This is a genomic window from Nostoc sp. 'Peltigera membranacea cyanobiont' 232, assembly GCF_002245985.1.
GTDB lineage: Bacteria > Cyanobacteriota > Cyanobacteriia > Cyanobacteriales > Nostocaceae > Nostoc.
Map to the genome: position 1 here is coordinate 17161 of NZ_NOLK01000072.1, position 19827 is coordinate 36987.

At 45.5% G+C, this 19827-nt stretch carries 18 protein-coding genes; 6 read left to right on the top strand and 12 right to left on the bottom strand.

The window, feature by feature from the left end; all coding sequences use genetic code 11:
• Positions 1 to 574: 574 nt before the first annotated feature.
• Complete coding sequence (locus CDG79_RS22420; RefSeq protein ID WP_094344101.1) at positions 575 to 1411, top strand: replication initiation protein; 837 nt, start codon at positions 575 to 577, stop codon at positions 1409 to 1411.
• 53 nt (positions 1412 to 1464) lie between these two features.
• Here CDG79_RS22420 and CDG79_RS43930 read toward each other — a convergent pair whose 3' ends face one another.
• The 3 genes from CDG79_RS43930 to CDG79_RS22435 form a co-directional block, all read right to left on the bottom strand.
• The gene (locus tag CDG79_RS43930) at positions 1465 to 1935 is read right to left on the bottom strand and encodes a hypothetical protein (RefSeq protein WP_223278261.1); all 471 of its coding nucleotides are present in this window, start codon (positions 1933 to 1935) and stop codon (positions 1465 to 1467) included.
• On the bottom strand, positions 1928 to 2557 hold the full coding sequence (locus CDG79_RS22430; RefSeq protein WP_094344102.1) for a ParA family protein: 630 nt from the start codon (positions 2555 to 2557) through the stop codon (positions 1928 to 1930). Before CDG79_RS22430 ends, CDG79_RS43930 begins: the two co-directional genes overlap by 8 nt.
• Positions 2558 to 2876: 319 nt before the next feature.
• Positions 2877 to 3209: a DUF3768 domain-containing protein gene (locus CDG79_RS22435; protein ID WP_094344103.1), complete on the bottom strand. Its 333-nt coding sequence runs from the start codon at positions 3207 to 3209 to the stop codon at positions 2877 to 2879.
• A gap of 599 nt (positions 3210 to 3808) precedes the next feature.
• Between CDG79_RS22435 and hsdR the strand changes: the two genes are divergently transcribed.
• Genes hsdR through CDG79_RS22450 form a run of 3 tightly spaced genes read left to right on the top strand, consistent with a single transcriptional unit; the run spans position 3809 to position 9974 of the window.
• Positions 3809 to 7192, top strand: a complete 3384-nt coding sequence (gene hsdR / locus CDG79_RS22440; protein WP_094344104.1) for a type I restriction-modification system endonuclease — start codon at positions 3809 to 3811, stop codon at positions 7190 to 7192.
• Positions 7174 to 8661 carry a class I SAM-dependent DNA methyltransferase gene (locus CDG79_RS22445; protein WP_223278262.1) on the top strand — a complete coding sequence of 496 codons (1488 nt, stop codon included), beginning with the start codon at positions 7174 to 7176 and terminating at the stop codon, positions 8659 to 8661. The genes hsdR and CDG79_RS22445 overlap by 19 nt, the downstream gene beginning before the upstream one ends.
• Positions 8658 to 9974, top strand: a complete 1317-nt coding sequence (locus tag CDG79_RS22450; protein WP_094344106.1) for a restriction endonuclease subunit S — start codon at positions 8658 to 8660, stop codon at positions 9972 to 9974. The genes CDG79_RS22445 and CDG79_RS22450 overlap by 4 nt, the downstream gene beginning before the upstream one ends.
• A gap of 24 nt (positions 9975 to 9998) precedes the next feature.
• Here the strand turns inward: CDG79_RS22450 and CDG79_RS22455 are convergent, their stop codons facing one another.
• The gene (locus tag CDG79_RS22455; protein ID WP_094344107.1) at positions 9999 to 10226 is read right to left on the bottom strand and encodes a WGR domain-containing protein; all 228 of its coding nucleotides are present in this window, start codon (positions 10224 to 10226) and stop codon (positions 9999 to 10001) included.
• Positions 10223 to 10786 (bottom strand): recombinase family protein, encoded by a 564-nt coding sequence (locus CDG79_RS22460; RefSeq protein ID WP_094344108.1) that lies wholly within the window; start codon positions 10784 to 10786, stop codon positions 10223 to 10225. The genes CDG79_RS22455 and CDG79_RS22460 overlap by 4 nt, the downstream gene beginning before the upstream one ends.
• Positions 10787 to 11473: 687 nt before the next feature.
• On the opposite strand from CDG79_RS22460, the gene CDG79_RS22465 reads away from it, so the two are divergent.
• Positions 11474 to 12523 (top strand): ParA family protein, encoded by a 1050-nt coding sequence (locus tag CDG79_RS22465; protein ID WP_094344109.1) that lies wholly within the window; start codon positions 11474 to 11476, stop codon positions 12521 to 12523.
• A 429-nt stretch (positions 12524 to 12952) separates the two neighbouring features.
• Here the strand turns inward: CDG79_RS22465 and CDG79_RS22470 are convergent, their stop codons facing one another.
• From CDG79_RS22470 to CDG79_RS22500, 7 genes are all read right to left on the bottom strand, one after another.
• Positions 12953 to 13678 carry a hypothetical protein gene (locus CDG79_RS22470; RefSeq protein ID WP_094344110.1) on the bottom strand — a complete coding sequence of 242 codons (726 nt, stop codon included), beginning with the start codon at positions 13676 to 13678 and terminating at the stop codon, positions 12953 to 12955.
• A 2-nt stretch (positions 13679 to 13680) separates the two neighbouring features.
• Positions 13681 to 14025, bottom strand: coding sequence for a hypothetical protein (locus CDG79_RS22475; protein WP_094344111.1), 345 nt, complete (start codon positions 14023 to 14025; stop codon positions 13681 to 13683).
• A gap of 23 nt (positions 14026 to 14048) precedes the next feature.
• Positions 14049 to 14624 (bottom strand): hypothetical protein, encoded by a 576-nt coding sequence (locus CDG79_RS22480; protein WP_094344112.1) that lies wholly within the window; start codon positions 14622 to 14624, stop codon positions 14049 to 14051.
• A complete protein-coding gene (locus CDG79_RS22485; protein ID WP_094344113.1) occupies positions 14614 to 14976 on the bottom strand; it encodes a hypothetical protein in 363 nt (120 codons plus the stop codon). The genes CDG79_RS22480 and CDG79_RS22485 overlap by 11 nt, the downstream gene beginning before the upstream one ends.
• Positions 14977 to 15367: 391 nt before the next feature.
• Entirely contained in the window at positions 15368 to 16381 is a 1014-nt protein-coding gene (locus CDG79_RS22490) for a helix-turn-helix domain-containing protein (protein WP_094344114.1), read from the bottom strand.
• Positions 16382 to 16534: 153 nt separating this feature from the next.
• Entirely contained in the window at positions 16535 to 17440 is a 906-nt protein-coding gene (locus tag CDG79_RS22495; RefSeq protein ID WP_094344115.1) for a hypothetical protein, read from the bottom strand.
• Positions 17407 to 18939: a type IV secretory system conjugative DNA transfer family protein gene (locus CDG79_RS22500; protein ID WP_094344116.1), complete on the bottom strand. Its 1533-nt coding sequence runs from the start codon at positions 18937 to 18939 to the stop codon at positions 17407 to 17409. The genes CDG79_RS22495 and CDG79_RS22500 overlap by 34 nt, the downstream gene beginning before the upstream one ends.
• A 195-nt stretch (positions 18940 to 19134) precedes the next feature.
• Between CDG79_RS22500 and CDG79_RS22505 the strand changes: the two genes are divergently transcribed.
• Positions 19135 to 19827 (top strand): MobA/MobL family protein (locus tag CDG79_RS22505; protein WP_189525089.1); only part of this gene is annotated, 693 nt, incomplete at its 3' end.

The following is a 19827-nucleotide window of genomic DNA, read 5'->3' on the forward strand; positions in this document are numbered from 1 at the left end:
AAATGATAGGGTAGTCTCTCTAATAGAGACTACCCTCTTACCTTTACGATCATCGGCTTCCCAGCCTGTACCGCTCGTTATTCCTATTCTTAAAATTACCTTTTGTAAACATCCTAGCGGGGGTTTGGGGGTCGGCAATGAGACCCCCAATAAAAGCACTATGTGCCGCTTATGCGGCACTCTGTTTTAATTTTAAGTAAAAAGTCTATGTGAACGAAGCCCTTGCATTAGCAAGGGCGTAGCGAACGCAGTTTTTAAATACATAGCTATAAGTTTTGAAATTTATCCACAGGTTATTTTTATCCACAGCGTAAAATTCAATTTCTTATATAAGTTCAATTTCAGGCTTTTTTTACCTTTAATATACAGTCTGTTATTATGCCTTATAACGACCAAACGGGCGGTTTACGACGACTAAACGGGCGACTTAGATGTGACCAAACGGGCGGCTTATCACGACCAAACGGGCGGTTATAAAACGTGTTTATCCACAAAGCTTTTTATATGGTTTCTAAATTTTATCTTTTGGAATAAAACGACTTGACCAGGCTACTAGTCGTGTCATATATGGCAGATGGCAAGTTTTACATTACAGCAAAAATCAAATTTTGATGGTTTCCCGAAAGCTGCGGAACTCATTGAAATTACAGGCGCACATGCTTTAGAAGCCTCTGACAGGGCAATCTTTAACCATCTTTTGCGATTGGCTCATGATAGTAGTCGGTTGAATGCACATGATGCCGAGTGGGAAATCTCCTTAAATGAATTAAGACGGCCACTTTCAAAGCATGGAAGTAATGATAGAGTCCGCGATAGCCTTAGACGTTTGCGACGTACAGAGGTGAAGGTTACTTATATTTCGGCTACCACTCATAAAACGCGTGTTATGGAAACACATTTGCTGGAATTTACGGATACAGATACGGAAGAGTCTAGTGATGCGACCGTTCAATTCGGAATTCCCAGAAGATTGCGTGAGATATTAGTGAATTCAAATCGGTGGGGGCGAATAAAATGCGAGATTTCATACGCAATGACTAGCAAGTATGCAATAGCCTTATATGAATTAATTTGTTTGCGTTCTAATCTTCAAAATTGTGTAGAGGTTATGTCATTGCCTAGATTTCGTGAATTGCTTTGCGTGCCTCCTGATGCCTATGACCGTACCGTGGATTTTATAAAAAAAGTGATAGAACCCGCTCTACTTGAAGTAAATGGCTTATCCGATATGACGGTTGATATTGAATTAAGAAGGAAACATAGTCGCGCACCTATTTATGAAGTCGCAGTAGCTTGGCGGACAAAATCTGCTGAGGAGTTCCGTCAGGTGCAGCTTGAACGCGATCGCAGTAAAGTGGGCAGAATGGCAAGATTACGTGGGAATGTTGAGGCAGTTGATCATCAGATGTGACCAAACGGGCGCACTTTGGAAATAAGTAAAATACTACTTCGCTACTCTGTAAGTTACAGACCTACAGATTTTCTTAATTCCTCCTCTGTGTCTCCGTGGATCTGGCTTGCTTTGCTCAGGAGTAAGTCTACTGCCACCCGTATCAATGTGTTATCAGTCAGCCGTTCTCCCTTTTTTGACCGCTTTCTGTTGAGGCTGCGGGTGAGATCAGTAAGCGCATCAATCTGATTTTGACGTAACCGCGCTTCCTTGCGTTCAAGCGTTAAATACTTTGTAACTTCCAGACTCTGTAACTCTGTTTCTTCTGTTGATTCCTGAAGCTGTATATTCTCCTGCTTTGAAGATGTGCGCTGCTCTTCATAACTTTGTGAGTCTGTATAATTCGTAACTACAGAGTCTGTTACTACAGATGTCTGTAAGTCTGTGAGTTCGGTAGTTTGTAACTCTGTATTTTCTACCTGCTCTTTTGGCTTGCTGGTTTCTTCTTGCACCAGGTCGGATAGTTTACGCCGGGGCTTACTCATTGATATTAACCTCCCTCATTAATTCATCAGCAATACGCTGGTAATCGCCTTGTGCTTCGCGGGCGGCTTTGCCGCGCATTTGTAGAACGGTAACACCATCCAGGGCAGCCTGTTCATGGACTGCATAAGCCCGTACAAACCCATTAAAAGCAGGGATTCCCGCCTGCATCAGTGCCTGCTGTGCGTCAAGTGCTTTGCCCAGGCTGCGCGGATCAACCCGTGTGAGAAGGACACGAAACGGAACATTCGCGGGGCGAACGCTTGACTTTACCGTTTCAATGAGTGCTTGGAGATCCATTGGTGCAGGCGGTGAAGGCAGTACCACAAAATCGGCAGCGCGGATGGTGGTTTCCAGCGCATCAAAATGCAGTGCCGGAGGCGTGTCTACAATCACCACGTCAAATCCCTCTACTTTTCGCAGCTTCTTCAGTTCTGCCGGATCTGTTTCCTTGGTCAATTCAAAGGGCGGCTCTCCTTGCTCCGCCCACCAGGTAGCCGAACCTTGTGGGTCTGCATCCACTAGCAGAACCTTCCATTTTTCTGAAAGGATGGCGGCCAGGTTGACGCTTGTCGTCGTCTTGGCGGAGCCTCCCTTCCCATTGACTACTGCAATGACGCGCATAACCTGTGTAACCCGATCGTAATGTTGTTATTTCATTGCTATCATACTCTGTAAGTTACGAAGGTTGCAAGTACCAATTTTACAGAGTAAGTAATATTGTTAATTACAGACTTACAGAGTTTGTAATTAGTATCATTATAGATTAATTGGTTGAGCAAGGGATTTTTGTTACTGAAAACATAAACGGGATTCCAAAAAGTAATATTCTTTGTCCGCAAAAGCAGGGTATTTAATCCTGCTTTTGCGAACCGTTAGCCTCTGTGTTACAAGTAACACTCTGCTACGGGAAGGAGGCTCAGTTGACCGCCTGTAGACTTACTTAATACTCATCTGCCAGCATAACGACAAGCGTTCTTACCGTTTTGGACGGGTCGGACGGGTCTTCGCTGTGTGCATTCATCTGCGGATTGTAGTAATCAATCTTCCAGTTGATAACATTTCCTTCATGTTCAAATGAACCAAAGTCATGTTCCCCGTAAGAATCATTACCTTCATTGAAATCATTAAAGGTTTTCACCTTTTCAAGAATCGCGGCGCGATCCTCAACTGGCAGGGCAGAAATACCGCTTGTAAAAACGAATGGTACACCTGGTACGCCAAGCGTTTTACGGTACTGGTCGTTAAGTTCCGCTATGCGTTGGGTATTCGTCATCAGTAAGAAACTCCAAAACTACAGAATTTCCGTAGCCTTCTTCAGGTTTGCCCTCACTTTGTATCAGATATGACGCAAAGTACTTTTTCAGCAACACACTAGAAAGCAGCTACAGCAAAGAGCTATAGTGAATTTTTGAGAAAATTTACTTAAATTTATTTTGAATTATTTATGACAGTTCAAAGGTTTCGCCCCGTGTTTCTTATTCTTTAGATAAGAAACACGGGGGCATTCATAAGACTGGATGTAACAGAGTACCGAATATTGTAATTTACAGAGTTTGTAAGTTTGTTGGTTCCATCCAATCGGTTTTATGGGGTGACTTCCTGGCTTAGGCATCCAATTAAGAGTTAATCCGTACCCAGATTTTGGTAGGTGCAAATAGCGGTCTTAAGTATTTCAGAGAAATATAAAAATGAAATGCCTACGTAATATTTGACCCTTTCGTGACCTTTTACCCACCTGAGCGAGTCCTATAAGAGTAGTTAATGTAGCTTTTTTTGCATTAATTAGGTTATAACAGCTTATCAGTCGCTCTTATGTTGCATTATGAGTAAGGCTGGCAGATAAAATCTTTATCGGAATGATTTGCACAGGGTATGACAACAGAATCAGCCAATTTCCAGTTTTTGCGATCGCATGGCGTAGAGCTAGTGCGTCTTGGGGCTTTGGCTGAACGCTATTTCAGGGATGATCCCAGTACCTGCCTGATTAAGCTGCGGCAGTTCGCTGAACTACTGGCGCAATTAACCGCTGCTAAAACAGGACTGTTTAAATCCACCGATGAATCCCAAGCAGATTTATTGCGTCGGTTAAAGGTTGAACAGGTCATATCACGGGAAGTTGCTGATTTATTCCATCAGATCAGGGTAGTAGGAAACAGGGCAACCCATCAATATATTGGCAACCATACGGAAGCTCTGACAATCTTAAAGATGGCCAGGCAACTGGCTATCTGGTTTCATCGCACCTTCAGCGGGGATACCAGCTTCAGGGCAGGTGCTTTTGTGCCGCCGCCTAATCCGGTTGATGTTACAGCGGATTTGGCAGATGAACTTCAACGGCTGCAAACTGCGCTTGAAGAGACACGCAGCGAGGCAGAGCGGGCAAGACTGGCAGCCGAAGAACACGCCAGGGCTGTGCTAAGTGCCGAGGAAAAAGCACGTAAGGAAGCCGAAGAACGCTTGCTTTGGGAACAGCTTGCCGAAGAATCTGAACAGGCAAGATCAGCCCTTCAAGTCCAGTTGGCAGCGCTTCAGGCAGCCTCCGAGCAGTCACCGCAGCAGACTGCGGCTATTATTTCCCTGGCGGATCAGGCAGCTTCAATTATTGACCTGGATGAGGCTGAAACACGAGCAATTGTTGACCAGCAATTGCGGGATGCAGGCTGGCTGGCGGATACCCAGAATCTGCGCTATAGCAAGGGCATAAGACCAGCCAAAAGTAAGAATATGGCTATTGCCGAATGGCCGACTGCGGATGGTATTGCGGATTATGCCCTGTTTATAGGAACAAGCTGTATTGGTTTCATTGAAGCCAAGCGCAGGCGGAAGAATGTTTCTGCTGCCATAGATCAGTCCGAGCGATATGCCAGGGGATTTCAGCCGGGTAATGGATTTAATGCCATTGGTGGCGGCGCATGGGGTGAATTCCATGTGCCGTTCGTGTTTTCAACGAATGGACGACCCTATCTTAAACAGATTGAGACGGAAAGTGGGATATGGTTCCGTGATGTGCGTAAACCCACTAACCTCCGCCGTGTCCTTATGGGCTGGCCAACGCCCGACGGACTGGAAGCACAGCTAGGAATGGATAAAGAGGCTGCCCATGTTGCCCTAAAAACCCAGCCTTATCAGTTTGGCTTTCCCTTGCGCCCTTACCAGCAACGGGCGATTGAAAAAGTTGAAAACGCCCTGGAGCAGGATAGCCGTGCTATGCTGGTAGCAATGGCGACAGGGACAGGTAAAACCAAGCTGGCTATTGCCCTGCTTTACCGTTTACTCACCGCAAAACGGTTCCGCCGTGTTTGTTTTGTGGTGGATCGCAGTGCCTTGGGCAGCCAGGCAGAGGGTGAGTTTCGCACCACCAAGGTTGTAACCACCAAAGCATTTGGTGATATTTTTGGGTTGCAAGGGTTGGAAGATATAATCCCAGAGTCAGAAACCAAGGTGCATATCTGTACCATTCAGGGGCTGGTGAAGCGGGTTCTCTATGCCAGTGAACCAGGAACCATTCCACCCATTGATCAATATGATTTGTTGTTGATTGATGAATGCCACCGGGGCTATCTGTTGGATAGGGAAATGTCCGATGCCGAACTAAGTTTCCGCAGTCAGGATGATTATGTTTCCAAATACCGCAGGGTGCTGGAGTATTTTGATGCGGTCAAGATCGGACTGACGGCCACGCCTGCCCTGCATACGGTGGAAATCTTCGGCAAACCCGTGTTTACCTACTCGTATCGTGAGGCGGTCATAGATGGGTTTCTGATTGACCATGAGCCACCTGTGCAGATTAAGACCGTCCTAAGCCAGGGCGGTATTGACTTTGCATCTGGCGAGCAGATGGAAGTAATTGACACAACCACGGGCGTAATTGACCTGACCAACGCCCCGGATGATCTGCATTTTGATGTGGATGCGTTTAACAAGAAGGTGGTGACGGTTCATTTCAATGCAGTAGTAGCAAAGGAATTAGCCAGACATATTGATCCGAACCTTCCTGGCAAGACCCTGATATTTGCGGTGAGTGATGCCCATGCCGATATCGTGGTTGACCAGGTGAAGAAGGCAATGGCGGATTATTACGGTGAAATTGAAGATGCTGCCGTCCGCAAGATTACGGGCAGTGTGGATCGGGTGGGAGACCTTATTCGCTCCTACCGCAACGATGCTATGCCCACGATTGCGGTAACGGTTGACCTGCTTACCACGGGCATTGATATTCCCAGTATTACCAATCTGGTGTTCTTGCGGCGGGTGAATAGCCGGATTCTATATGAACAGATGCTGGGGCGGGCAACCCGTCAATGCGACGGGATTGGCAAGGAGACATTCCGTATTTTTGATGCGGTTGATCTGTATGCCAATTTGCAGGCATTGACGCAGATGAAGCCAGTTGTGGTAAACCCGACCATCACCCTTGAGCAGTTGTTTGATGAGTTTGCCCAAGTTACCGGGGATGAGCATCGCGCCCAGATCCGTGATCAAATACTGGTTAAGCTGCGCCGGAAATTGCGTCGGCTGGCTGACCAGTCCAGGCAAAGTTATGAGGCGCATAGCGGTGAAACGCCGGAAAACACGCTGGAGCGGTTCAGGACTTCACCTCTGCCAGAAGCGGCAGGCTGGGTAAGGGATCGTCCTGGTATCGGGCGGATTCTGGACTGGAGTCCTGAAGGTGGCAATGGGACTTTCCTGCCAATCTCTCATCATCCCGATGCAGTGGTTGCTGTAACCCGTGGTTATGGGTCTGGACAAAAACCTGATGATTTTCTGGAAAGTTTTACTGCCTATATTCGGGATAATATCAATAAAATAGCAGCCTTGACGGTGGTATTGCAGCGGCCGCGTGAACTAACCCGCGCCCAGCTTCGTGAATTGCGCCTGGAACTTGATAAGATAGGCTATTCAGAAACCAATTTGCGGAAGGCGTGGCAGGATGCCAAAAATGAGGATATTGCCGCCTCTATTATCGGCTTCGTCCGTCAGGCAGCCCTGGGCGATCCGCTTATCCCCTATAATGAGCGGGTGAGGGATGCCATGAGGCGGATTATGGCAAAGCGAGCATGGACAGACCCACAGCGCAAATGGTTGCAGCGGATTGGTGAACAGCTAGCCCGTGAGGTTATTGTTGACCGCGATGCCCTTGACCAGGAACCTTTCCAGGCGGACGGGGGTTTTAATCGCCTTAACCGTATTTTTGATGGACAACTGGAAGTAATTCTAGGAGATATAAACGAGGAATTGTGGCGAAAGGCAGCTTGATGAGTACCAGTAGCGTAACCCGTGATATAGTCGCAAAACTGTGGAATTTATGCCATATCCTGCGCGATGATGGTATCACCTATAACGAATATGTCACCGAGCTGACCTATTTGCTGTTTCTCAAGATGCTGGCGGAGACTGGGCGTGAAAGTCGTTTACCCGCCCAGTACCGCTGGAGCGAACTGGACAGCCGCGAGGGGCTGGAGCAGTTGGAGTTTTACCGCCAGCTTCTGCTTGATCTGGGCAATCAGAAGAAGGTCGCAGACCCCGTGGTGCTGGCTATCTTTACGGATGCCCAAACCAAGCTAAGAAAACCCACTAACCTGAAAGCGTTGACCGATGCGATTGATCGGCTGGACTGGTTTTCCGCGAGAGAAGAAGGGTTAGGCAATCTCTACGAAGGCTTGCTGGAGAAGAACGCTGCCGAGAAGAAATCAGGAGCAGGGCAGTATTTTACGCCGCGTCCCTTGATTGATTGCATTGTCCGGCTGGTGAAGCCGCAAGCGGGCGAAGTGATCCAAGACCCCGCAACAGGCACAGGCGGGTTTCTGGTGGCATCGGATCAGTATGTCAAACACCACACCGATGATCTCTACACGCTCACTAAGGATCAGGCGCATTTCCAGCGTAATGCGGCTTACCGGGGGCTGGAACTGGTGCCAGACACGCACCGTCTTTGCCTGATGAATTTGATGTTGCACGGCATTGAAAGCAGCGTGATATGTGGTGATAGCCTGTCACCCGATGGCGAAAGCCTGGGGAAAGCCGACGTAATCCTCACAAATCCCCCTTTTGGGACAAAAAAAGGCGGCGGACGACCGACACGATCAGACTTTTCCACTACTGCGGAAACTTCTAACAAGCAACTTGCGTTTGTAGAGCATATTTACCGCGCCCTGAAACCAGGGGGACGGGCGGCGGTAGTGCTGCCGGATAATGTGCTGTTTGAGGATAATACCGGGCGCAAGCTCAGGCAGCAGCTTATGGAACTGTGCGATTTGCATACCATCCTGCGCTTGCCGACAGGGATTTTTTATGCTCAGGGCGTAAAAACCAATGTGTTGTTTCTCACGCGAGGCAAGAGCGATCGCGGTAATACCAAAGCAGTGTGGGTGTATGACCTGCGGGCGAATATGAACAGCTTTGGCAAGACCCGGCTGTTAACCGTGGCGGATTTTGCAGCATTTGAAACCGCTTTCGGTGATGATCCGTTTGCCAAGGCACCGCGCACCGATCAGGGCGAGGAGGGGCGATTCCGCCCTTTCACCCGTGAACAGATTGCCGCCCGTAATGATAATCTGGATATTGCGTGGCTAAGGGATACCAGCAACGACCCAGAAGACGAACTTAGCGAGCCAGAGGAGATTGCCGCCGCTATTGCGGGACATTTGCGGGCAGCCCTGGAAGAGATTGAAGCCTATAGCGAGGAACTGGAAGACGATGAGCCGCCAGAGGAGATTGCCGCGTGAGTCAATTACCGAAAGGGTGGGTTTCTAATTCTCTTCTGGATATTGTCAATCTTCACGACAGTCAGCGTATTCCTTTGAATCAGAATCAGCGTGCTGAACGTCAGGGTAAATATCCATACTACGGGGCTAATGGGCAAGTAGATTTGATTGATGATTTTATTTTTGATGGTCATTACATTCTTTTAGCCGAAGATGGGGGTTATTTTGACGACCCATCTAAAGGCGTAGCTTATGAAGTCTCTGGGCGATTTTGGGTCAATAATCATGCTCATATTCTTTCTCCTTGTGGTGAAATTCCAATAAGGTTCTTATGCTATATTCTTAATTCACTTGATTGGATGCCTTATGTGGGAGGTTCTACAAGATTAAAACTAACTCAGGAATCAATGCGTAGGGTATTAATACCACTTCCTCCCCTCAACGAACAACGCCGCATTGTTGCCAAGTTGAACAGCCTGTTTACCCACAGCCGCCGCGCCCGTGAGGAATTAGAGCGCATTCCCAAGCTCATCGAACGCTATAAACAGGCGGTGCTGGCAGCCGCTTTCCGGGGCGATCTAACAGCGGATTGGCGGGAGTCTAATTCAAAGGGAGAACCTTGGAAAAGGATTTCCCTTGGCTCCGTAATTCACAATATTCGATATGGCACATCAAAAAAATGTGATTACTTACCTGCTCTTACTCCTGTTCTTCGCATTCCAAATATTGGTGATGGTTACATAGTCCACAATGATATTAAATATGCTGAATTTGACTCTAAAGAGACAGAAGGACTTCAACTTCAATTGGGAGATATTTTAATAATTCGGTCTAATGGTAGTCTTGACCTTGTAGGAAAGGCTGCAATTGTATCAGATAAGGAAGAAGGTTTTCTTTATGCAGGATATCTAATTAGGCTACGACCTAACTGCGAAATCATATTGCCTGAATGTCTCTATTATCACCTGATAGAGCCTGGAATTCGTGCTAAGATAGAATTACTTGCTAAATCAACAAGTGGTGTGAACAATATTAATAGCCAAGAATTACAATCTCTTAATCTTCATATTCCTGGAATACAGGAACAAAAAGAGATCATTCAGAAAGTTAAAAAGCTGTTCAAAGCAATTGATTTAATAGGGCAGGAGTATCAAAAAGCAAGCGGGCTGTGCGATAGGTTAGAGCAAGCCACTCTCTCCAAAACCTTCAGGGGGGAGTTAGTACCGCAAAATCCTGACGATGAGCAAGCATCACTATTGCTGGAGCGTATACTTGCAGAAAAAGCCGGGCAACCCACTGGCAAGCGTGGTAGAACCAAAAAGCGAGCAGGATAAAATAGTCCCCTTTGCTGGCCAGGGTTAAGGGTGATAGCCTCTATTACTTTTCAGGCGTTTATATTTGGCTAATTCACATTCTACTGCATCCAGGGTGGAGAAAGGAATGGTTTTTATTTGCCCTGCTGTGCCAATGCGCCCCCACTGGCGTATCAGGCATGGATTGCCAAACAGGTCAGCCTGTATGTCCAGGCGGTAGAAGCGGAATACATTCTTTGCGGGGTCGGTTTTATAAAGGGTAATGTCATTCATAGTTCTAATGCTCCTGCGGCGGGTATCCAGCGGTAGAGGGTCGGGACAGAGATGCCAAGATTTTTGGCAACCTCTTTGGGCGGTATGCCGCTTGCAAGGAGTTTTTTGGCGGATTCCAGCTTGCTCTCGCTCATTTTGCGCTTTCGCCCCCCTTTCCGTCCAAGCAGGCGGGCAGCGTCCAGACCTGCTTTTGTGCGCTCTGCGATTAATTCGCGCTCCATCTGCGCCAGGGATGCCATGACATGAAAAAAGAACCTGCCGGAGGGGGTGCTGGTGTCTATGCTATCCGTGAGGCTCTTAAAATCTATGCCCTGCTTCTCCAGCTTCTCTACTGTCTCAACCAGCTTGCCCACACTGCGCCCTAACCGATCCAGCTTCCAGACCACGAGGGTATCACCTTTCCTGAGCATATCCATCGCCTGGTTAAGTCCAACCCGCTCGGCGCGGCTGCCGCTTATTTTATCCTCAAAGATGCGCTCACACCCTGCTGCCTTAAGTGCATCATATTGCAGCGCCAGGTTTTGATCCGCAGTGGAAACTCTTGCATAGCCAATCAGCATAACCCCCCGTGTTTCTCATAACTCATCACCACATTACACTATTAAGAATAGTATTTCAAGAATGGTTTTTGAGAATGTGAATGCCCCATAGTTGCGTGAGTCATTGACCCTCATGCAAACATTCTCAAAAACGGTCGTTTGTGAGAATCACTGGTAATTTAAATAAATTATCCGAATAAAAAATCTATTAGTCCCTATTTTTAAAATAGGGACTAATAGAAAAAGGACAAAATTATGCCGAAACGTGAGCCTAACAAAAAAATGTATGGATATATAGTTAGGGACAATCAATCGCTATCATGCACCAAGCAAAATCGGCTTACCTGCTACTAGGGGTAAATGTAGCGAAGCTGTCACTAGGGGGTAAGATAGGCTGAAAGTATTGCTAAGATTGGCTTTCAGGCGACAAGGTTTCAGAATGATTTTACACTGTATGGATTTGAAAGATTGCTACATTCAAGTCAAAAAACCGTTATTTACAACGGAAAATTAAGGCTTTCCGAGGTATCTTGCAGGTTTTTACAGCGATCTCGGTGCAATGCTTAGTTCATAGATAATTTGTCCACAAACTATCTTAAAGGACAAATATTCCATCAATCTACTTGACAGACATATTGTCTATCAAGTAGATTGATGGACAGAAAGAAATTTTCCATAGTATCGATAAATTAAATCTAAGGATAATATATGACCAATATTAATAAGATAATAAGTCGCTCTGAAGCCATCATGGAGGGAGAAGCTGTTCGAGATCGCAGTGAAAAATTTAAGGTATATGCTGTTAGTAATTTTAGAGGTGGGATTGGGAAAAGCACTATTTCTTTTAATCTTGCGTATGAAATCGCAAACACAACTAGCATCCTTTTGTTAGATACTTGTTCACAACGTAATCTTTCACAGAATTTTTTCGGAGATCAATTATTGGATTTCGAGAAAACTTTATATGATGCTTTAATTAGCCAAATAACTAATACAAGTATTTTCGATTTAAAAGAGATTGTAAACGTAGTAAAGCCTTATTGCCAAGCATTCAGAGGACGAAACCCGACTTATATGATACCAGGTTCAACAGAACTATTTCTTTTTCCTTCACTGCTTTATAGTCAATTAGCACAATATGCCCAGCTTGGCATTGGATACCAAAAAGAAGCAAGTGCAAAAGTCTTATTATCTTTAAAAAAAATCATTGAGGATGCTTCTAAAATTGCAGAACCTGAAAAAGTTATTGTGGATACAAGCCCATTTTTTGGTGGTGCAACACATCTTTCGTGGTGTGCAGCAGAGGCAATTATTATCCCTGTACGAGTAGACCAGCATTCCATTGATGCTCTGAGGCTTACCCTGCGAATGCTAGTAGATAAGAGCATGGATTTCCATAAATTCAATATTCAGGCAGGACTCACAGATGCTCCTAAAGTTCACGCTATTGTTATGACACATTGTGGGTGGAGTAGACAAAAGAAAAATACGCCAGATAGTTCAACTAAATTTTTCGTACAAAAGGCATTGGATATAGCACAGGAATACAAAGCATTATTCTCAGAGGAGGATGTGACCGAATGCTTTTATTTATTGGAAGATTTTCACTCTAGCGGGCGTATAAGCGGGAAGCAAAGAATACCTCTCTCAAACCTCGTAGCAGGTGAAAAGCATTTGGTGGACGGACAGCGATTGTCAGTAAACCCTTCTGTGGATAGATACAAAAAACAATTAAAGAACCTTGCTACAGCACTTTAATTGAACTAGCTAACAAAGATAAATAGTAAATACGAGAAGCACGGGCGGGCTGATGGGTGTCCCGCTCGTTGTTCAGACCCAGAAAGCACCTCGCATCTACGATAAAGCCTTGAAGCTACTGGATGAGCTAGAAAGCATTATCAGGAGCGGGGAAGATACTTAACGATTTTTCAGCCAAGCGACCCCCCTCATCTCTAGCAGGACTTACGCAACTGGTACAAGACGATCACTACCTAGTAGTACACTTGTATTAAAAAAGCAATTTCAGTGATCTGAATGAAAGGTTGCTGATTAAGTCGAGGTAAATGTATCTAAAAATATCAGCGTATAAGGCTTTAAAAACTTCGTAGGCTGAAACTTTATCACAGCAAGACTTTCAGCCTATCTTGCCCCTGGTGACAGCTTCGCTACATCTACCCCTACTACCTGCTAATCTTTTAACCATTCTACAAACTTTTGCTTAATCTCGCTATGTTCTTTAGTACCTAATGCCACTTTCCACGTTTTACAAACTGCTGTATCAATATCGTTACCATTATCTAGCAAATAGCTGGCTTCAATAAATTTATCACCCTTCACGTCAATAGTTCTAGTTTCAGGGGGAGTTATTTCGGTTATCTTATCTTTGATACCCTTTTTATCTTTTTCTATAAACTCAATAATTAACATAAGCTCTTGGATAAAGCGATTTTTCTGAGCTTGGCTTAATAAACGCCATTGCTGTTTAATCTTGTTAAATAGATATAATCTTTCCCCCATTCTTGCTTCTACTTTTTTTATCACCAAGTCAAGTTTGGCTTTATGAGTTTCCATCTTTTGAAATTCTATCGCTTTATCAGCAAGCAACACTGCAATGCTACTAAAGATTAAGCTCATGGCTAAAAGCGCAAATTTCTGATATTTATAATCTTGAGTTATTTGATAAATTTTAACTGCTTTGCTCTTGTTTAGCTGAGGATTTGCCTCTAGTTCGGCATCAGCATCAGTGATGATAAATACCATATTATTTGGTTGTTTGAGTTTGTTAAACTCCCGTTTTTTCCAGACTTCTAAGTTTTGTAGGGGGAAAGCGAAGCTAGTAAATAACATTCCCAGTGATAAAACCGATAAAGCAATAAAAACTGCGCTATATTTTGCAATATTAGGGCTTATCATGTTTAATTGTGATTGGATTTCAGATAGAGAGTAAATAAGATTATTGGTAATACTGACATTAGCATCAGATTTTTAACAAATTCGGCAGAATTAAAACGTAAGTAAAGTTCAATTAAATCCCAGTATCCACCTATCCAGCCAATCACCATAGCAATTGCTATAATGCCTGCAATGTGATTGCGGTATTTAACTGAAAATGCTAGATAAATACAATAAAGTAGCAGGCAGATGCGTAACAGTAAAACTGGTAAAAAGAATATGGGATAAAATCTAGTTGCAAAGGCAATTAAGCAAGAAATACCAGCATAAAAGACTAATTCGTTGATATTTTTGATATGTATTAGCATTTAATACCAATCTTCATAATCAATTATGGATTTGGGGGCGATAAGAATTCATCAACTAATAATAAATAATCTTCATAAAGTTTTTGGTCTTCTTCGCTCCCCTGATTCGTCAGACGATTTATATCGGTAAAACTATCCTCCATCTTGTGCGTCATACGAGCGAAAGTTTTGGCAGTTTCGTTGTAAACTTCCTGTTCAAACTTATTCAAAATAGCCTTATGCGTCTCAGCAATGCGCTGCAAGCTCCTGATATGGTGGGTCATAAAGATTGCCATATTACGACGAAGTAAATCCTCGCCCAAAATCTCTATTACTTGAGTGTTATTGCTGGTTCCTAGTCCATTATTACCAGAGGTGGCGAGAGCATTGGCTTCTTGGCTAGTTTCTTGGGGTAATTCGCCTGCGATCGCTTCGGCTGGACTATTACCCTCTGGCAGAGCGTTAACCTGCTCGGCTGCTGCTGCGATCGCAGCGTCCAGTTTAGCGATTTGCTCATCATCCAAGCTGCCATTCGCAACTGCACCTAATACCAGCTTAGATAAATCATTAAACTGTTTGAGCGTCAGTTTGCGCGACTTAGCATATTCTTTATGATTCATAATTTTGGTGAGAGTATAAAGTAACTTGTGCTTTATTTAAGTTTTTAAACTCTTCTTTACTAAACTTCACAGCGAATTCGTAGTTTTCAGCAAGGAAGTAAGTTAATTCTCCCACTGAAAATAAGCGCAGATGCCAAGCAATTTTACCTAATATCCAGCATTGAAACCGTGTGAGCGGATGACGGGTAATCGGCTTATTTCTAACGGTCGGGTAATCCTCCAGATATTCAGGTAAATTCCGTTTGGCAATTGTGTCGTAAGAATGAATGGAACGAATGGAAATATCAAGCGCCAACGCTAAATCCTGCTTGGTGGTCAATTCTTCCAGCAAGGCAATATCAAAGGTTTTCATGCACGTATCTGCAACCAACTCTCTCCTGATTTCATATTACCTGTAAACTGCATGAATGGTGCAATACTAATGATTAACTACACCTATTTAAAGGAATATAATTAATTTAAAAAACTGAATAAAGAATAGATTTTATGGTGTTTTGACTCTAAAAACTATAGGCAATAAAATCGTATTTTACTTCTCACCCTGCATGAAGTAAAAGAGAGTAAATGACAGGCGCGAATTTGAACCGCCCACGCTGATGCTTCCCATGATTGCTAAGTGATGGCAGGCGCGAGGTCAATGGTTTAACGCGCCGCATAAAAAAGCGGTTGATCACGATACGCAACCCTTACAACATTACAAATGCAATAGCCTGTAATGTGTATCGCCCATGCGACTCTTTCCTCTATTTACCACGTTTCAGGTACATTTCATTAAGCAGGTATTTGCGGTTGACATTCGAGCCGATGCGGGTGATAAGCTGAAGGGATACCAGTTCGTTAAGCCCTTGCCTGACAGTCTGCTTGCTAAGGTTGGTTATTGTCTCCAATTCGGCAGTGGGGATTTCCACGATATTGCTATCTGAACCTAGCCGGCTGCCGAGTGCAACAAATATCTTCAGCGCACTGCCGCTTATTTTAAGCAACATCCGGCTGACGGCTTCGGTATCAATTTGCAGGGGAACACGCTTGAGGTATTGCCTTTCCAAGGATGTTCCCGCTAAATCATTAATGCCAGTTGAATCCGCTTTGAAATACCTTGAAATTGTACTGATGTCCTCCAGAGAGCCTTTTGAATGCGTTTCTAGAATATCCTCTATATCCTCTGGCGTGCCTGACACACACGCGGTAAACAGCTCCTTATGATTGCCAATGTTATCCGGGCGCACTCTGAATTCAGGAATACCGAGGTGAATAGCCCATTCCCTGAAGTATCTGATATGTTGAAGTTGTTTGGAGGAAACTAGTTCTCTTTCATTATCATTTGGATAAAAACTTATAATAAGCTGGTGAAGGCAATGGTCGTAATGACTTTTGTCATCCAGATTCTCGTGTTGAATTCCATATTCGTAACCGGATTTATAATAGGAGACACGCTCTTTGAGTGTATTGTCTCTTTGGTCAACAAAGTATTTAGACGATATACTTTGCACATTAAAGCGATGCGTAATAAGTTCGCTGTTTATATCTATACAGGGCGGAGTTAAGCGCAAAATGGGAGACTTTAAAGCGTCAGAGAATATAATCTTGTCTTCGTAAGAAGGCAAACTTTCTCCTGCCTCAAATGCTTGCAGCGTCTCTACTGCCATATAATTCTGACGCGCGAATTGTTCTTGATTGATTCCACACTGTTCACGTCTTACCGCTAACACCTGTCCATACGTTTTCTGGGCGAATAGCAAGTTATTATCTAAAATCATAGTGCATTCAGGATAAGCATAAAAATACTATAGTGCGCTGAATGAAAGTAGCACCGGAAGGTAAAATGAATTTCCGGCGCTTCTCACCTTTTTTAAGGATTTTGTAACAAAGTAGCTGGTATTTATCAGTCATTCTGTCACAAAAGGATTTTTTTATTGTTGCCTGGCGTTATTCAAACGGTCTTGTTGCAGATGTAAAAGCGATTCGGACACACGCGCGATTCCAGAGGTAACGATGCCGTTCATCTTGGCAGGCATTTTAGCGTTTTGGCTTAGGCTTTCCTGGATGATTCGCATGGTTCTGGATTCCAGCCGCGCATCGTACTGGTCGTCCAGGGCTTCCATCGCGTTATTCTGGTAATCCGTCTCTACGATTACCAGGCTTAGGGCAGAGAACATCAGCCAGAATCCTAACTTGCTGCCCTGGAAGCTGAATATACCCCCTAGTGTCAACAGTAAAAGCGGCTCTATAACGCGCTGTACTGCGGGTTCGTCTAACGGCAGTACCTGTACCAGGCGGAAACGGCGCGTGTAAAAATGCCACATCGGAAGGCGAAGGCTGGGCAAGTGCTGGAGTAGGGGCATTGCGTGGCTGTCGCCCCGCGCCCTGGTGTGCAATTGTAGCCGTTCAGGGATGCCTGTTTCCGTCAATTCCCTGGCAACGTGATAATGATAGAACGCGAAGCCTGCCATTGCGATCGCAAACAGCAGCATCGGCATATCCGCCCCTGGATTGCCAAAAAAGAGGAACAGGTTAAATATTCCGCCTCCGGCTGTGACCAGGAGGATAAATAGAAGCTGGAATATCCAACCGCGCATGACCCGCTTGCCGATGCGGTGGCGCAGTAAAACCAGGACGCTGCTGCTCTGCACGGTGGCAAGGAAAATGATGAATTTGTATATCACACCACCGATAAACACCTTTGCCGGATCATCGTAAAGGTTAAGCGGGCGTTCGGGCAGCGAGTTCATGGCATAGATTCTTTTGCCATTATTACCATTGCCGCCATCGCCTTGGGTTTCGGTTACTGCGTTAGATCCGTCTGCTGAAATTGACATAATGCTACGTTTGTTCCTGTAGAGTGGTAAATTTCAGGTCTGAGTACGAAGCCGGATACAATGCAGTTATGTTTGCTGCCGCCGCGCCTTAGCAATCCAAACTGACCGCTGATAATCTGGTGGCGTTCTTCCTGGGTGGTGCTGTCGGAGATACTCATCCCGCCTGTGCTGTAGCTGAAGGAGTCTGTCCCCTTGCTTATCAGCACTTTGCCGATAGCCTCCGCTGCAAAGCGGTTGGTTTCGGGGCTGTTGTTCTGGAAAAAGAATTTGGTAGCGAGGTTCTGCAAGAAATCGTCCACCTGGTCGGGGCTATGGAAGTTCATCGCCTGCATATAGCCGCCGATACCCTGCTCCAGATCGACGTTAATGCCCCGGTTACTCCTGACCTCACGGAAATACTGACTGTCAAACGGGTGGGCAAAGCTATGGGCTTCGTCCACCCATAACACGGTGGGGCGCATAAGCAAGCCGTCCAGGGGTTTTCTGCGGGCAAGCATGGCGCGTTGAAAACTGTACTTGAAGCAGAACTGTGCCATGCGTCCCGCACCGTGATAGATGTTAGTTGCCAGAGACAGAATGACAATTTTGCCTCTGTCTATCACATCATCCGGCGTGACAGTGGAATTGCCCGACAAGATATAGCGGATAGGTTCCTCGGCGGTGAATGCGTCCACCAGCACCGCAAACATCACATCAATGGAACTTCGGGGCTTTACGTCCAGGGTGGCATAGTCCTTGATCCAGAAATTCAGCACCCGCAGGAAATCGGTGTTAGGGATTTCGCCCTGGTTCACGCCTTCTTCCGCCTCTTTCAGGCACTGCCAGCAGGTACTGCTGCCAAGCCAGGCTTCATCCGCCAGATGATGGTTGCCAAGGGGGGCAGAAAGTTGAATCTCCCGCAGAAGGTCAATGGAGAGCGTGCGACCGGAATATTTAGCGGTGTCTATGCAGTAGCGCAGCAGCCGCTCAAACTGGTCATTCCAGAAGCGATCGCCCTCGCCGCCGCTCCGTTCGCCCTCTTTGCGGGAGAGGACTTTCGCGCACTCACTTAAGTAGGTGGTAACGGAGCTTGTGCCTTGCCCTGGTCTGCCTGCTTCATACTGGAGCGGGTTAAAACGGTGACGGGTGATTACGCCGTCCACATCCTCCCCGATAACGATAACGTCCTGTTCGCGTCCCGCAGCGGCGGCAATCTTGCGGGCAGTGCGTACTTCGTCAGGCTTCGCACATAGCCAGACAAAGCCGCAATCCAGGATCATCAGCAATTGGGCAATGGTGGCAAGCGAACTGGTCTTGCCACTGCCGGCAGCCCCGAATACCGCAATCCCCGTAAAACAGTCCCCCAGTGTCAGCCAGTCACCGCATCCGGTTAAATCCAGTAGCTGCGTACTGCTCTCCCATACGTGCGGAGCTTCTTCAGGATTGATGCACGTATCGGTTGAATCTTGTATCGTTTCCTGTGGACTTATCCAACTCTTTATGCTGTTTAATAAAGCCATAAGTTCCTAGCCACAAACATCAAATAAGATTGAATGCATCCTATCATTTAAATACGAGAATCAACCGAATTACTTATTAAATATTTTCACTGACTTACAGCATTATAAGCGCATAAAAACTATAGCTTTTAAGCCTATAAAAACTATAGCTTTAAGCGCATAGTTTTTATAGTTTATCTTCCTTATAGGGGTAAGATGGTCACTAAAACCTTACATTTTGGTACTGCAATTATCAGTAGAAATAAAAGCAGACCAGATAATGCGGTTGCCGCCTGCGCCTACCGCTCAGGGCAGGATCTGCATGATGAGAAGCTGGATAAAACCCACCATTACAGCAACCGCAAAGGAGTCATAGAGGCTCAGATATTCGCACCTGAAAACGCGCCGGAGTGGATGCATAGTAATAACTGGTCACAGTTTGGCAATGCAATTGAGAAAGCGGAAGACGGGCATAACCGGCGGAATTCGGCTTTACTCGCCAAGGATTTTCAGGTCGCCGGACCGCGTGAATTATCGCGTGAGGAAAACTGGGAATTAGCCCAAACCTTCGCCCATAAAATCAATCAACGGGGGTTATCGGTTGCGGTGGCTTTTCATGAGGAAAAGGCAAGTGACGGCGGGGATAATCCCCACTTTCATTTTCTGGTTCCCATGCGGGAAGTACACGCGGAGGGATTCGGCAAGCGTTACCGCAAATTTGACGGGGTAAAGTCGGGGCAGGATACCGAAATTATGAAACTCCGGCGTGAATACTACGTTTGCGTCAATGATGCCCTTGAAAAGGCAGGGGTGAACGATGTCCGCTATGACGCTGAAAAACAGGAGGGGATTAAACCGAAAGCCCATAAGGGGAAACAGGCGAATGCCCTTGAAAAACAGGGGGTCAAA

What these genes read in the sequence shown, in the direction of transcription:
- CDG79_RS22465 (WP_094344109.1), top strand. Translation starts at nt 11,474, where the DNA reads ATGACCAATATTAATAAGATAATAAGTCGCTCTGAAGCCATCATGGAG.
- hsdR (WP_094344104.1), top strand. Translation starts at nt 3,809, where the DNA reads ATGACAACAGAATCAGCCAATTTCCAGTTTTTGCGATCGCATGGCGTA.
- CDG79_RS22495 (WP_094344115.1), bottom strand. Translation starts at nt 17,440, where the DNA reads ATGTCAATTTCAGCAGACGGATCTAACGCAGTAACCGAAACCCAAGGC.
- CDG79_RS22455 (WP_094344107.1), bottom strand. Translation starts at nt 10,226, where the DNA reads ATGAATGACATTACCCTTTATAAAACCGACCCCGCAAAGAATGTATTC.
- CDG79_RS22460 (WP_094344108.1), bottom strand. Translation starts at nt 10,786, where the DNA reads ATGCTGATTGGCTATGCAAGAGTTTCCACTGCGGATCAAAACCTGGCG.
- CDG79_RS22475 (WP_094344111.1), bottom strand. Translation starts at nt 14,025, where the DNA reads ATGCTAATACATATCAAAAATATCAACGAATTAGTCTTTTATGCTGGT.
- CDG79_RS22500 (WP_094344116.1), bottom strand. Translation starts at nt 18,939, where the DNA reads ATGGCTTTATTAAACAGCATAAAGAGTTGGATAAGTCCACAGGAAACG.
- CDG79_RS22480 (WP_094344112.1), bottom strand. Translation starts at nt 14,624, where the DNA reads ATGAATCATAAAGAATATGCTAAGTCGCGCAAACTGACGCTCAAACAG.
- CDG79_RS22470 (WP_094344110.1), bottom strand. Translation starts at nt 13,678, where the DNA reads ATGATAAGCCCTAATATTGCAAAATATAGCGCAGTTTTTATTGCTTTA.
- CDG79_RS22485 (WP_094344113.1), bottom strand. Translation starts at nt 14,976, where the DNA reads ATGAAAACCTTTGATATTGCCTTGCTGGAAGAATTGACCACCAAGCAG.
- CDG79_RS43930 (WP_223278261.1), bottom strand. Translation starts at nt 1,935, where the DNA reads ATGAGTAAGCCCCGGCGTAAACTATCCGACCTGGTGCAAGAAGAAACC.
- CDG79_RS22420 (WP_094344101.1), top strand. Translation starts at nt 575, where the DNA reads ATGGCAAGTTTTACATTACAGCAAAAATCAAATTTTGATGGTTTCCCG.
- CDG79_RS22430 (WP_094344102.1), bottom strand. Translation starts at nt 2,557, where the DNA reads ATGCGCGTCATTGCAGTAGTCAATGGGAAGGGAGGCTCCGCCAAGACG.
- CDG79_RS22435 (WP_094344103.1), bottom strand. Translation starts at nt 3,209, where the DNA reads ATGACGAATACCCAACGCATAGCGGAACTTAACGACCAGTACCGTAAA.
- CDG79_RS22490 (WP_094344114.1), bottom strand. Translation starts at nt 16,381, where the DNA reads ATGATTTTAGATAATAACTTGCTATTCGCCCAGAAAACGTATGGACAG.